General features: G+C 43.9%; 10 protein-coding genes. 8 read left to right on the top strand and 2 right to left on the bottom strand.

The window, feature by feature from the left end; translation table 11 throughout:
• Positions 1–45: 45 nt before the first annotated feature.
• From dxs to AC6HZ4_RS20580, 7 genes are all read left to right on the top strand, one after another.
• The gene (gene dxs / locus AC6HZ4_RS20610; protein WP_497491573.1) at positions 46–1,944 is read left to right on the top strand and encodes a 1-deoxy-D-xylulose-5-phosphate synthase; all 1,899 of its coding nucleotides are present in this window, start codon (positions 46–48) and stop codon (positions 1,942–1,944) included.
• Between the two features lie 3 nt (positions 1,945–1,947).
• A complete protein-coding gene (locus AC6HZ4_RS20605) occupies positions 1,948–2,787 on the top strand; it encodes a TlyA family RNA methyltransferase (protein WP_497491572.1) in 840 nt (279 codons plus the stop codon).
• 351 nt (positions 2,788–3,138) lie between these two features.
• Positions 3,139–3,588: a transcriptional regulator AhrC/ArgR gene (ahrC, locus tag AC6HZ4_RS20600; RefSeq protein ID WP_497491571.1), complete on the top strand. Its 450-nt coding sequence runs from the start codon at positions 3,139–3,141 to the stop codon at positions 3,586–3,588.
• Positions 3,589–3,778: 190 nt separating this feature from the next.
• Entirely contained in the window at positions 3,779–5,515 is a 1,737-nt protein-coding gene (recN, locus tag AC6HZ4_RS20595; RefSeq protein WP_497491570.1) for a DNA repair protein RecN, read from the top strand.
• A 101-nt stretch (positions 5,516–5,616) separates the two neighbouring features.
• Complete coding sequence (spoIVB, locus tag AC6HZ4_RS20590) at positions 5,617–6,930, top strand: SpoIVB peptidase (RefSeq protein ID WP_497491569.1); 1,314 nt, start codon at positions 5,617–5,619, stop codon at positions 6,928–6,930.
• A gap of 348 nt (positions 6,931–7,278) precedes the next feature.
• The gene (spo0A, locus tag AC6HZ4_RS20585) at positions 7,279–8,070 is read left to right on the top strand and encodes a sporulation transcription factor Spo0A (protein WP_497491568.1); all 792 of its coding nucleotides are present in this window, start codon (positions 7,279–7,281) and stop codon (positions 8,068–8,070) included.
• A gap of 844 nt (positions 8,071–8,914) precedes the next feature.
• On the top strand, positions 8,915–11,557 hold the full coding sequence (locus AC6HZ4_RS20580) for a SpoIID/LytB domain-containing protein (protein WP_497491567.1): 2,643 nt from the start codon (positions 8,915–8,917) through the stop codon (positions 11,555–11,557).
• 482 nt (positions 11,558–12,039) lie between these two features.
• Here AC6HZ4_RS20580 and AC6HZ4_RS20575 read toward each other — a convergent pair whose 3' ends face one another.
• The gene (locus AC6HZ4_RS20575; RefSeq protein WP_497491565.1) at positions 12,040–12,186 is read right to left on the bottom strand and encodes a YycC family protein; all 147 of its coding nucleotides are present in this window, start codon (positions 12,184–12,186) and stop codon (positions 12,040–12,042) included.
• Positions 12,187–12,236: 50 nt separating this feature from the next.
• On the opposite strand from AC6HZ4_RS20575, the gene AC6HZ4_RS20570 reads away from it, so the two are divergent.
• Positions 12,237–12,977: a glycerophosphodiester phosphodiesterase gene (locus AC6HZ4_RS20570; RefSeq protein ID WP_497491564.1), complete on the top strand. Its 741-nt coding sequence runs from the start codon at positions 12,237–12,239 to the stop codon at positions 12,975–12,977.
• 198 nt (positions 12,978–13,175) lie between these two features.
• On the opposite strand, the gene AC6HZ4_RS20565 is transcribed toward AC6HZ4_RS20570, so the two are convergent.
• Complete coding sequence (locus AC6HZ4_RS20565; RefSeq protein ID WP_497491563.1) at positions 13,176–13,409, bottom strand: DUF2627 domain-containing protein; 234 nt, start codon at positions 13,407–13,409, stop codon at positions 13,176–13,178.
• Positions 13,410–13,449: the final 40 nt, after the last annotated feature.

The following is a 13,449-nucleotide window of genomic DNA, read 5'->3' as shown; positions in this document are numbered from 1 at the left end:
GTGACGTATCTGAATACGATTATGAAATGAAAGTGAGTGATCCTCGTGGATCTGACGCAAATTCAAAACCCCAGCTTTTTAAAAGATATGTCTATAGAGGAATTGACAGAGCTGGCCGCTGATATTCGCAGCTTTTTAATTAAAGAACTATCCAAAACGGGCGGACATATTGCACCGAACTTAGGAGTCGTTGAATTGACAATTGCGCTTCATAAGGTGTTCCGCAGTCCAAAGGATAAATTTCTTTGGGATGTTGGTCATCAATCGTACGTGCATAAAATTTTAACTGGACGTGCGAAGGACTTCGACACACTACGTCAATATAAAGGGCTATGTGGATTTCCAAAGCGCTGTGAGAGTGAGCATGATGTATGGGAGACAGGCCATAGCTCTACTTCCTTATCAGCTGCAATGGGTATGGCGATTGCACGCGATTTGAAGAAAACAAATGAATATATTATTCCGATTATCGGAGACGGCGCGCTAACAGGCGGAATGGCGCTAGAAGCGCTTAATCATATCGGACATGAAAAAACAGATATGATTGTGATTTTAAATGACAATGAAATGTCGATTGCACCAAATGTGGGAGCGCTTCATAATGTGCTCGGCCGTTTGCGCACAGCTGGCAAATACCAATGGGTGAAGGACGAGCTGGAATATTTGCTAAAGAAGATCCCTGCTGTTGGAGGCAAGGTAGCTGCGACTGCGGAAAAGGTGAAGGATGGCTTAAAATATATGTTTGTTTCCGGGATGTTTTTTGAAGAGCTTGGTTTTACATATTTAGGGCCGGTTGACGGCCATGATTATGAGAGCTTACTGGAAAACCTTCATTATGCAAAAAAAACAAAGGGTCCCGTCCTTGTTCACGTTATTACGAAAAAAGGGAAAGGATATAAGCCGGCTGAGAGCGATATAATCGGTACGTGGCACGGGACTGGTCCTTACAAAATCGAGTCTGGTGATTTTGTGAAGCCGGCGGGCGATCCTCTTCCTCCTGCTTGGAGTAAGATCGTGAGTGATACAGTGCTGAGAATGGCAAAGGATGATCCCCGCATTGTTGCGGTGACACCGGCGATGCCTGTTGGTTCGAAGCTTGAAAAGTTTGCGAAGGAATTCCCTGATCGTATGTTTGATGTAGGGATTGCGGAGCAGCATGCGACAACGATGGCAGCTGGTCTGGCAACACAAGGGATGAAGCCATTTTTGGCCATTTATTCAACGTTTTTACAGCGGGCGTATGACCAGGTATTGCATGATGTATGCCGGCAAAACTTAAATGTGTTTTTCGGCATTGATCGCGCTGGACTTGTTGGCGCGGATGGTGAAACGCATCAGGGTGTGTTTGATATCGCCTTTTTGCGTCATATGCCAAATCTTGTGATTATGATGCCCAAGGATGAGAATGAAGGACAGCATATGGTATATACAGCACTATCGTATGATGATGGTCCGATTGCGCTTCGTTATGCACGCGGAAATGGCTTAGGCGTTCCGATGGAGGAGGAGTTGAAAAACATCCCGATTGGAACATGGGAAACGCTCCGTGAAGGGGCTGATGCAGCAATCTTAACATTTGGTACAACAATTCCAATGGCAATGGAAGCAGCGGAGCTTTTAGAGAAGTTGGGTATTTCCGTACAGGTGGTCAATGCCCGCTTTATTAAGCCGATGGATGAAATGTATTTACACGATCTATTCAGCAGGCAGGTGCCTGTCTTAACGCTTGAGGAGGCATGCCTTGCAGGCGGATTCGGAAGCGGAGTGCTTGAATTTGCACACGCAAAGGAATACCATAATGCATTGGTGGAGTGCATGGGTATCCCAGATCGATTCATTGAGCACGGCAGCGTAAATAAACTGCTTGAGGAAATTGGTCTTACAACAAAAGACGTGGTGGAGCGCATTCAGGCGATTGTTCCATCCAAACAAAAAAGGGCGTAATATATGAGCGGAAAGAAAGAACGAATTGATGTATTACTTGTAGAGCGGGGACTTGTAGAAACGCGCGAAAAGGCAAAGCGCGCCATCATGGCAGGTCTTGTATATTCCAACGAAGGGCGCCTTGATAAACCAGGCGAAAAAATTGCAGCGGATACACCTTTAACGGTGAAAGGGCAAGTCATGCCATATGTCAGCCGCGGCGGCTATAAGCTTGAAAAGGCACTGAAGCATTTCCACATTGACTTGACGAATAAAATTATGCTCGATATTGGCGCATCAACAGGCGGATTTACTGATTGCGCGCTGCAAAACGGTGCAAAGCTCTCGTATGCACTTGATGTCGGCTATAACCAGCTTGCCTGGAAGTTGAGGCAGGATGAACGTGTGGTCGTAATGGAGCGAACGAATTTCCGCTATGTTACGCCTGCCGATTTTCAAGAGGGAATGCCGGAGTTTGCGAGCATCGATGTATCATTTATCTCACTTCGCTTGATTTTACCGGTGCTGAAAACAGTGCTCATGCCAGAGGGCGATGTAGCAGCGCTTATTAAGCCGCAATTTGAGGCAGGGAAGGATCAGGTCGGAAAAAAGGGAATTGTACGCGACAAAAAGGTGCACGAAGCTGTTGTAGAGAGCATTGCTTCGTTTGCATTAGAAGAGGGCTATGATGTTTGCGGTTTGACGTTCTCTCCCATTACAGGCGGAGATGGCAATATTGAATTTTTAATCCATCTCAAGTGGCGGCCTGGGCGAGAGCGCGGAGAAAATCTTTCTCCTGTTTCCGCTGCGGAAGCGGTGGCCGAAGCGCATGAGACGCTAAAGCAAAGGGAACAACATGAATAATTGCTGAAAACGTAAGGAGCCTATCATCTCTAGTAACGGATGATAGGCTTTTCTCTTAGAAAGCACAGCTTTAGATCATTCTCTAACGAGTACGGGTTGTTCCTTCTGCAGAGGCAAAGTATATGTTTTTTTAGGGTGATTACGTACAAACTAACGGTTATAAGCTAAAGGCTGCTGTGTTGACTATGTTGAACCATCCAGTTTATGTGCATAAATATACATTAAGATGATCTGAGCATATTGATTATGCTTGAAAACAAATATGTACAACTGTTTCATTATGCGTTAACATAGAAAATGAGAGACTAGAATAGGGAGAATCTTTGGAAAAGTGTGTGAGGTGCAAGAATAATGAATAAAGGTCAGCGCCATATTAAAATTCGTGAAATTATTGCGAATAAAGAAATTGAGACGCAGGACGAGCTTGTTGATATTTTGCGTAATGAAGGTTTTAACGTAACACAAGCTACGGTGTCCCGCGATATTAAAGAACTGCACTTAGTAAAGGTGCCGCTTCATGACGGCCGCTATAAATATAGCCTTCCGGCAGATCAACGATTTAATCCGCTGCAAAAGCTAAAGCGCAATCTAATTGATTCCTTCATCAAGCTGGACAAGGCAGGTCATATGATTGTATTAAAAACGTTACCTGGTAACGCGAATGCTATTGGAGCGCTTATCGACCATCTCGAATGGGATGAAATTCTCGGAACTATTTGCGGCGACGATACATGCTTAATTATTTGTCGTACACCAGATGATACAGAATCGATTTCTGATCGGTTATTAAATATGCTATAACAGACTGCGTGTCTGTCGCTATGCTTCAAAAAGGTCTGATATCCTTTCTGTTTAGAGAAGCTTAAAAATGAACCGTTGTTTTTTTATTTCGGTATAAGGAAAAGCAGGAAAGCGCCCGGAAGTTTTTGAATTTCGAGCGCTTTCTCTTTTTTTAGAAATATGGTATTGTGAAAACGAGGTGAATGAGGCATTGTTATCGGAACTATCGATTAAGAACTTTGCGATTATTGAGCTATTAAATATTTCGTTTCAAAAAGGCCTTACTGTTTTGAGCGGGGAAACAGGTGCGGGGAAATCGATTATTATTGATGCGATCAGCCTTCTTGTTGGCGGACGCGGCTCATCCGAGTTTGTGCGCTATGGGACGGAAAAGGCTGAAATTGAAGGATTGTTTTATGTAGAGCATGCCGCCCATCCGTGCGTGGAAAAGGCAAAGGAATTGGATATTGATGTTGAGGATGGGATGCTCATTCTAAAGCGTGATATTTCCGCGACAGGAAAAAGCATTTGCCGCGTAAACGGAAAGCTTGTGACGCTTAGCGCCCTGCGGGAAATAGGCAAGACGCTTGTAGACATTCACGGGCAGCATGAAACGCAGGATTTAATGAGCGAAGAGCGCCATCTTTCTATGCTTGATTATTTTGATGCTGATATTGTGATGAAGCAGCTCGAGATCTACCAAGGCTATTATGATCAATATGAAAAGGTAAAAAAGCAGCTGAGGTCGCTAACAGAAAATGAACAGCAAATGGCGCACCGGCTTGACTTGATTCAGTTTCAAGCAGAGGAGATTCGCAAAGCGGATCTGAGGCCGGAAGAAGATCAAGAGCTATTAGAAGAGCGGACCAAAATTGCAAACTTTGAAAAAATTTATAAGGCGCTCGGCGATGCGTACCGATCATTATCCGGAGACAATTGCGGATTGGATCATGTGCGAAATGCAATGGGACAAGTTGAAGGCATCACGGATATTGATACGTCGCTTAAGGAGCAATACGATACAATTGCAAACAGCTATTATTTGCTGGAAGAGGCTGCATACGCGCTGCGCGAGAAACTCGATATGATGGAGTATGATCCAAAGCGTCTTGACTATATTGAAACGCGTTTAAATGAAATTCGGACGCTGAAAAAGAAGTACGGCCATACGGTGGAGGAGATTTTGGAATATGCTTCTTCCATTGAGGAGGAAATTTCCACGATTGAAAATAAGGACGTACATATCGAAAAAACAAAGAAGCAGCTAAAAGAGCTTGAGGCCGCAGCGGTGAAGGAAGCCATAGCACTTAGCAACATGCGTCAGGAGCTTGCTGTCCGTTTGACAGCTGCCATCCATCAGGAATTAAAAGAACTGTATATGGATAAAACAAAATTTGAAATTATAATCGGAAAGCGGGAAGGCTCACTAGATGATCCAATTGTGGACGGCATTCCAGTAAAGCTTGGTACAGACGGCTACGATCAGGTGGAGTTTTACATTTCCACAAATCCAGGAGAACCGCTAAAGCCGCTGTCTAAGGTTGCATCAGGGGGCGAGCTGTCACGTATTATTTTGGCGTTAAAAAGCATCTTTTCCAAGCATCAAGGTGTAACGTCTGTCATTTTCGATGAAGTGGACACGGGCGTAAGCGGGCGTGTAGCACAAGCGATTGCCGAAAAAATTTACCGTGTGTCTGTCGGCTCACAGGTGCTTTGTATTACGCATTTGCCGCAGGTGGCATCTATGGCTGATACGCACCTATTTATTCGGAAGCAAATTGCAAATGAGCGTACGACAACGACAGTTAATGTATTAAATGAAGAAGAGAAGGTGACAGAAATTGCCCGGATGATTTCCGGCGTTGAAATCACCGACTTAACAACCGAGCATGCAAGAGAGCTCCTGCAGCAAGCGGGCGCTCTCAAGCATTCACAAGCTATCCTGTAGATGGGATAGCTTTTTTCTTTCCAGTGGTTATAAACAAGGCGTGACAAGGAGAAATTAAATGGTGAAGCCGCTTGGCTCAATGTGGGTTAGAAGCGAGGAGAGTGAAAGGTTTGAAATTGAGACAAATTAGATATATATTTGGTGCATTTCTCCTTGTTTCGCTGCTAGTTATCGGGTTGTGCAAACCCGTTCGAGATTTTTTGGTTTTCCCTAAGCAAGTTGTATTATTTGAAGGACAGCATTCTCAAGTTTCACCATCGGTTCCTGTGTTTCAAGCAACCTCCACAAATCCATCTGTTTTTACAATTGGAGACCCGCAGCAAAAGGAACAAGCGCTATCAGTGAATGCCCATGAAAGCGGCGAAGCTGAAATGGTACTGGAGTTGGCAGGATTTCCTGTGAAAAAGGTAAATGTAAGGGTGCTAAAGGATTTTAGAGTACTTCCCGGAGGACAATCCATCGGAGTAAAGCTAAATACAAAAGGTGTGCTTGTTGTTGGGCATCACCTGATCCAAACAGCAAACGGCCGATTATCTCCTGGAGAAACAGCCGGCATTAAGGTTGGAGATATGATTACCGAAATAAACGGTAAAACAATCGAACGCATGAGCGATGTTGCTCCGTTTATTCAGCATAGCGGAAAAACAGGCGAGCCTTTAAATATTGTGCTGCTACGGGATTCAAAGCAGATTCGAACGAAATTAACACCGCTGAAGGCAAGAGATGAGGAGTCGTATCGCATTGGACTATATATCCGCGATTCGGCAGCCGGCATTGGAACGATGACGTTCATCCATCCACAAACAATGAAATACGGCGCACTTGGTCACGTCATTTCGGACGGTGATACGAAAAAGCCAATTCAAGTAGAGAATGGACAAATCGTTCGTTCAACAGTTACATCTATCCAGCGTGGAAGCAATGGAGACCCTGGCGAGAAGCTGGCGCGTTTTTCACCGGACCGTGCGATTATCGGAAATATTACCACGAACAGTCCGTTTGGCATATTCGGCAAGCTAAACACAAACGTCAAGAACGGCATTATGGATCAAGCTCTTCCGATTGCTCTATCACATCAAGTGAAAGAAGGTCCGGCCAAGATTTTAACGGTCATTGAAAAGGATAAAGTAGAAGAATTTGATGTGGAAATTGTCAGCAGTATTCCGCAAAAATTCCCTGCTACAAAAGGAATGGTTGTCAAAATTACAGACAAGCGGCTTCTTGAAAAAACAGGCGGTATTGTGCAGGGCATGAGCGGAAGCCCAATTATTCAAGGCGGTAAGCTCATTGGAGCTGTTACCCATGTCTTTGTAAATGATCCAACCAGCGGTTACGGTGTTCACATCGAATGGATGCTAAACGAAGCAGGAATTAATATTTATGACCAATATGACCATCAGAAAAAAGCAAGCTGATCCATCTCAGCTTGCTTTTTTCTGCCAGTTTCACATTTAGAGGTTTTTCCCCTTTTTGTTTTAGTGTAAAATGAGAGAGGATAATGTTTTTTCTTCGTACAATCATATATAGAAGCAGAAAGAAGAAAAATGCTGTCTCCTGCTGTCTGATAGACATAAAAAGCGGGGAACGAAACGAAAAGCTGCTGAAAAACAAAAAAAACGTGAGAAAATCAGGATTTTTCTTGCTTTTTTAGTAAATGAGGAAATTTTTTAAAAGGAAATTTTAAACAATTGTCGAAAACTTCATTCATGTAACTTGTACTTTGCAAAGGAGAGAACTGGAGTTAGGAAAAAGGAGGAAGAGCTGTGGAGAAGATTAAAGTATGCCTCGTGGATGACAATAAAGAACTAGTCTCCATGTTGGAGGGCTATGTGTCGGCACAGGACGATATGGAAGTAATTGGAATCGCCTACAACGGACAAGAATGCTTGAACATGCTAAAAGATAGAAATCCGGACGTGCTCGTATTAGATATTATTATGCCCCATTTGGACGGTCTAGCTGTTTTGGAGAAGCTTCGCATGATGGACAAACTAAAGCAGCCAAATGTGATTATGTTAACTGCCTTCGGCCAGGAGGATGTCACCAAGAAGGCCGTAGATTTAGGAGCTTCATACTTTATCCTAAAGCCGTTTGATATGGAAAACCTAACGAGTCATATTCGTCAAGTAAGCGGAAAACCGAGCGCCATTGTAAAACGTCCGCTTCCTGCCTTCCATTCTTCGATTTCAGACGGAAAGCCGAAAAACTTGGATGCGAGCATCACAAGCATTATTCACGAAATCGGTGTTCCAGCCCATATTAAAGGATATATGTACTTACGCGAAGCGATTTCCATGGTATATAACGATATTGAATTGCTTGGTTCCATCACGAAAGTGTTGTACCCGGACATTGCCAAGAAATATAACACAACTGCAAGCCGCGTAGAACGCGCAATTCGCCATGCGATTGAAGTAGCTTGGAGCCGCGGGAACATCGAATCGATTTCCTCCTTGTTTGGCTATACAGTTTCGATGTCAAAGGCGAAGCCGACGAATAGCGAATTCATCGCGATGGTTGCGGATAAACTAAGACTTGAACATAAGGCTTCTTGAGAGGGTTAGAAGCAAGGAGTTGGGCGTTTTTGTAACTAAATCTGAAAACCAACGAATTACGTATGTAACGAATGAATTACATAAGTAATCAACGTTGAATAATAAAACCTTCTATATTATTGGAATGATCCAGTAGATAGGAGGTTTTTTATTTTAAACAATCTGAATTTGCTGCAAAAGCTTACATTCGTCATAAAAATAAAAGCCACGTTCCTTTACCATCAGAACGCGGCAAGCGGGAATTTGCGAGGAATACCCACTACTCTTATAGGATTTGTTGAAATTTGATTTTTTATGTACTTTGTTAGTTGTAGTCCGGTGCTGGTGTTGTGTTTTTAGGAAAATGTCATTACCTGTAATGCCGACTTATGTAAGCCTGACATCCATATGATATGTATCCTTGTTTTTTATTAGGTTAAGTATATAGACCATCACACAGGAAAAAAACTCATTTTGCATTAGATATATTAAATATGAATAAAGGAGCTTGATGATTCTTGTCCTCAAAAAATAGAAAACATTTTGACCCTTGCAATCCTTATCCTTGTGTGTCTCCTATCCCGATTCCAGGTCCTCAAGGCCCCCCAGCAATTTTAATGGCTCTTCAGTTCAACCTGTAAATAGTACAGATGTAATTTTTGCCGGAGAAGGATTTGTATTTATAAGAAAGGTAATCATTGCACCGATAGTAACGTGCGTACGATTCCCTTCATGTTCACTTCCTTAAAGTTCTATCATTCTTAACATGATTTTATGATATAATTTTTTAGGTTCATTGTATGTTGTTAAAAAAGCAAGATTAATAGATTAAATAGATAAAAAATGATAGAGGGGGTAAGGGGAATTGAAACGGTTCTTTATACTTTCACTGGTTATGGCAGTGATGTTCTCCCAATTTTCTTTCTTCAATTATGCACAGGCCGAAGAAGTAGAACCGACTATTTCAGTGAAGCTAGTCAATTATTTAGGGAATCAAGGTGAGATTACGATCAAGCCTGCTGATGTGTATGTTGTCAAGGATACAGCCTTACGATTAGAGGCAAATGCTGAGTATCAAGTGAAGGCGACGAGTAACGGCGTTGCTTTGTATCAAGGCTCTCAAAGCTTAGGGACATTTACAAGCTTTGAAGTTATTCCTTCTCATTACAGTGCGCCATTATTCATTAATGGACGAAAGTATTTAGGCAAGGTTTCTTTTACAAATGAAAGCGGCAAGTATGTCCGGCCAATTAATACGCTGCCGATGGAGGACTATGTGAAGGGCGTTGTTCCAAATGAAATGCCTGCTTCCTGGAACTCGGAAGCATTAAAGGTACAAGCTGTCGCAGCGAGAACGTATGCCTTGCAGTATGTAAATAAGGTCATTAACGATACAATTAGTTATCAGGTATACGGCGGTTATACGTGGTATGAGCGCAGTACAAAAGCGGTTGATGATACGTTTGGTGAAGTGTTAAAGTACAACAATTCATTAATTAGCGCTGTGTTTTCTGCGAGCAATGGCGGACGAACAGAGTCTAACGCGAATGCCTGGGGAAGCACTGCGCTTCCGTATTTTACCATTAAGGATGACCCGTACGATATTGCTGCTGCTTGGGCATTTACATTGCAAAAAAAGCAGATCGATTTGTCTAATAAAGATTTGAAAAATCCAGGCTCGTGGTGGAACACGGTGAGTGAAGCAGATGCGAAAATTACCGCTAATATAAAATCGTGGATGCTGGCAAATGGATACGAAGGGAAAGATATTAAAATTGTCAATATTCCAAAGCTGACATTGTATGCTCCTTCATCTGGCGGTCGCGTCACGAAGGGCGATATCAGCGTTGAATATATAGTGAAAAATGAATTAGATGCAGCTGGAAACCTGCTTGTGCAGCATTTGGATTTCACTGGTGCTGCCGCTTCGAGAATTCGAGCTATGATTGGCAATCGTGTAATCTTAAGCTATCTTGTGACCGAAACAAATGAGAACAGCACATCTATTACTATTAAGGGAAAAGGTGACGGTCACGGTGTTGGGATGAGCCAATACGGCGCAAAGGCAATGGGTGAAGCAGGGAAAAGCTATCGGGAAATTTTAGACTTTTATTACACAGGCGCCGCTCTTTTCCCTTCGTATCAAACAAGGGCTGAGAAAGAGGAAGCGCCAGCGGAGCTCCCAGCTAAGGGAGAATTAGATAGTCCACCATCTGGAGCGGCACTAAGCGGAACACAAACGGTGAGCGGCTGGTTCTTAGATGGAAGCGGTGTGTCGAAGGTTGAGGTATTGGTAGACGGTGCGGTAAACGGTACTGCCCAGTACGGCATCGCAAGACCGGATGTAAAGCGAGTATACCCAGCATACAATAACGGAAATGCAGGGTATCAGTATGTATTAGATACAACGAAGCTAAGCAATGGAAGTCATACAATTACTGTGCGAGCGACTGGCAATACTGGCAAAATGACGACGCTGCCGGAACGCATCATAAATGTGTCCAATCAGACGCTGGCAGCGCGCGGCGCATTGGACAGCCCAGCGGCAAATGCGGCAGTAAGCGGAACACAAACGGTGAGCGGCTGGTTCTTAGATGAAAGCGGCGTGTCAAAGGTCGAGGTACTGGTGGACGGTGCGGTAAACGGTACTGCCCAGTACGGCATCGCAAGACCGGATGTAAAGCGAGTATACCCAGCATACAATAACGGAAATGCAGGGTATCAGTATGTATTAGATACAACGAAGCTAAGCAATGGAAGTCATACAATCACTGTACGAGCGATTGGCAATAATGGCAAAATGACGACGCTGCCGGGACGCATCATAAATGTGTCCAATCAGACGCTGGCAGCACGCGGCGCATTGGACAGCCCAGCGGCAAATGCGGCAGTAAGCGGAACACAAACGGTGAGCGGCTGGTTCTTAGATGGAAGCGGCGTGTCGAAGGTTGAGGTACTAGTGGACGGCGCGGTAAAGGGTGCTGCCCAGTACGGCATCGCAAGACCGGATGTAAAGCGCGTGTATCCAGCATATAACAACGGAAATGCAGGGTATCAGTATGTATTAGATACAACGAAGCTAAGCAATGGAAGTCATACAATCACTGTGCGAGCGACTGGAAATAATGGCAAGGTGACGACGCTGCCGGGACGCACCATAAATGTGTCCAATCAGACGCTGGCAGCGCGCGGCGCATTGGACAGCCCAGCAGCAAATGCGGCAGTAAGCGGAAAGCAAACAGTGAGCGGCTGGTTCTTAGATGGAAGCGGCGTGTCGAAGGTCGAGGTACTAGTGGACGGCGCGGTAAAGGGTGCTGCCCAGTACGGCATCGCAAGACCGGATGTAAAGCGCGTGTATCCAGCATATAACAACGGAAATGCAGGGTATCAGTATGTATTAGATACAACGAAGCTAAGCAATGGAAGTCATACAATCACTGTGCGAGCGATTAGCAAGACCGGCAAGGTAACGACGCTGCCAGGACGAACAGTGAAAATTGCTAATTAATGAACTAAAACCAATGAAAAGGGCTAACCTCAAAAAGGCACGTAATGTGACTTTTGGGGTTAGCCTTTTTAGTTGGCAGATGAAATAAATATGAGGCAAGTACAAATAGACTAAGGATTGTAACTGCTAGCAAGGTGAATTGTTTTTTCATAAGTGCTCCTATTCTATATAGTGGTAATTTGTTATAAATCGAATTATACCAAAATTTCATGGTATGACTTTGCTGATTTATATTTAAAAACCCCAGTAAAATATTGGGCATGTCCGATGGTCCGTTTACACTTTCCGATATTACAAAAGCGATTATGAAACTGCATGGAGAGGGTACAGTTAATTTGAAGGCAGAGGCTGCAAAATCCTTTTAAGCAGTCAATCCATTAAAAAAGGAGATTTGATTGATGCGGGAGCCGCAATAGGAAGAGAGACGAGCTAGGGGCTTCGAATACATTGATATAAGGAAAAAAGCAGGTTCCCCCTGCTTTTTAATTTTCTTCCTTCTTCTGTTTCTCAAGCTCCATAAGCTTCTTAACTAAAATATGCTGCGGCATATGCATAAGCTGCTCAAGCGGCACATTTAAAGCCTTTGCCAGCTTGACAGCAGTCTCCGGTGAAAGTTGTAAAGGTCGCATGACTTTCCCTCCTTTTTTGTATAGTATAACATAACAGGGAGGGATGAATCATGACGCTTATCTTTGGACACCGCGGCGCGGCGGGTACGTTTCCAGAAAACACAATGCCGTCCTTTCAAGAAGCGGCACGGCTTGGTGCTGATGGTATTGAGCTCGATGTACAAATGACGAAGGATGGAACGGTTGTTGTGATTCACGATGAAACGGTTGATCGGACGACAAATGGCAGCGGGGCGGTTATTGATTATACATATGATGAGCTGTCAAAGCTTGATGCGAGCCATACGTTTAGCGAGAAAACCGGTTTTTGCGCTATTCCGACATTGGAGGAGGTACTGCGCTGGCTGAGCAAAACTGAGCTGCTCATTAATATTGAGTTTAAAAATAATAAACGTAAATACCGCGGGCTAGAAGAGGAAGTCATTACCCTTGTGCGAAAATATAGTTTAGAGCAGCGCACCGTTTTCTCTTCTTTCTCTCACATGAGCATAGTCAAATGCCGTGAGCTGGCGCTGGATATCGAAACTGCTCTCTTATATAAGTTTGGTGTGCGTATTCCATGGCTGTATGCAAAAAGATTAGGCGCCAGCGCGATTCATCCGAATTATAGGTACATTGCAGTGCCGGTGATGCGGCTGACGATGCTAAATAATATTGCGGTGAGACCGTATACGGTCAATGATGAGGAATCTCTGCGGAAGCTTGGGAAGCTTGGAATTTCCGCTGTTATCACAGATTATCCGGATAGGGCTGTTCGCATACTGCGCCGCAAAGAGGAGATTCTCCTCTGAGAAACTCCTCTTCTAGAAAGAATAACCTTTTGGAGTGTTGTCTAGCTCCTGCAGAATAACCCTAGGCCAAAGGAACAAAGCGCCTTATGCGCGGGTTATTCTCTTTTACAGGAGCATGGGCAGGCTTTAATAGTTTCGTTCATACCAGTGCAGCTGCGCCTCTGTCTTCGCTAACAGCTTGCAATTGGCAAGTTTTCATTATTTTCGAAACCGGGCCTGCACTTTGTTGCGCTTTCGATCGCGGTGCAGGATAAAGCCTCCGAACACGTATATACCGACTCCAAACAATACAAGGCCTATCAGAAATTGCACCCATAATGCAGGGAGAGGCGGCTGTAAAATAGCAAATACGGTATCACGCATGAGCTTGATTCCTGTGACAGCAAGGAAAATGGGAATGAGAGCGAGCAGCAGGGCGATGAAACGGATCATATGTCTGTCTTCCTTTCAGAAAATTCCTATTTATATAAAA

It is taken from the genome of Ectobacillus sp. OTK, assembly GCF_059698935.1.
Note: the sequence above shows the minus strand (reverse complement) of the source record. Positions and strands in the feature narration are given on the sequence as shown.

What these genes read in the sequence shown, in the direction of transcription:
- AC6HZ4_RS20605 (WP_497491572.1), top strand. Translation starts at nt 1,948, where the DNA reads ATGAGCGGAAAGAAAGAACGAATTGATGTATTACTTGTAGAGCGGGGA.
- AC6HZ4_RS20575 (WP_497491565.1), bottom strand. Translation starts at nt 12,186, where the DNA reads ATGCGACCTTTACAACTTTCACCGGAGACTGCTGTCAAGCTGGCAAAG.
- ahrC (WP_497491571.1), top strand. Translation starts at nt 3,139, where the DNA reads ATGAATAAAGGTCAGCGCCATATTAAAATTCGTGAAATTATTGCGAAT.
- AC6HZ4_RS20570 (WP_497491564.1), top strand. Translation starts at nt 12,237, where the DNA reads ATGACGCTTATCTTTGGACACCGCGGCGCGGCGGGTACGTTTCCAGAA.
- AC6HZ4_RS20565 (WP_497491563.1), bottom strand. Translation starts at nt 13,409, where the DNA reads ATGATCCGTTTCATCGCCCTGCTGCTCGCTCTCATTCCCATTTTCCTT.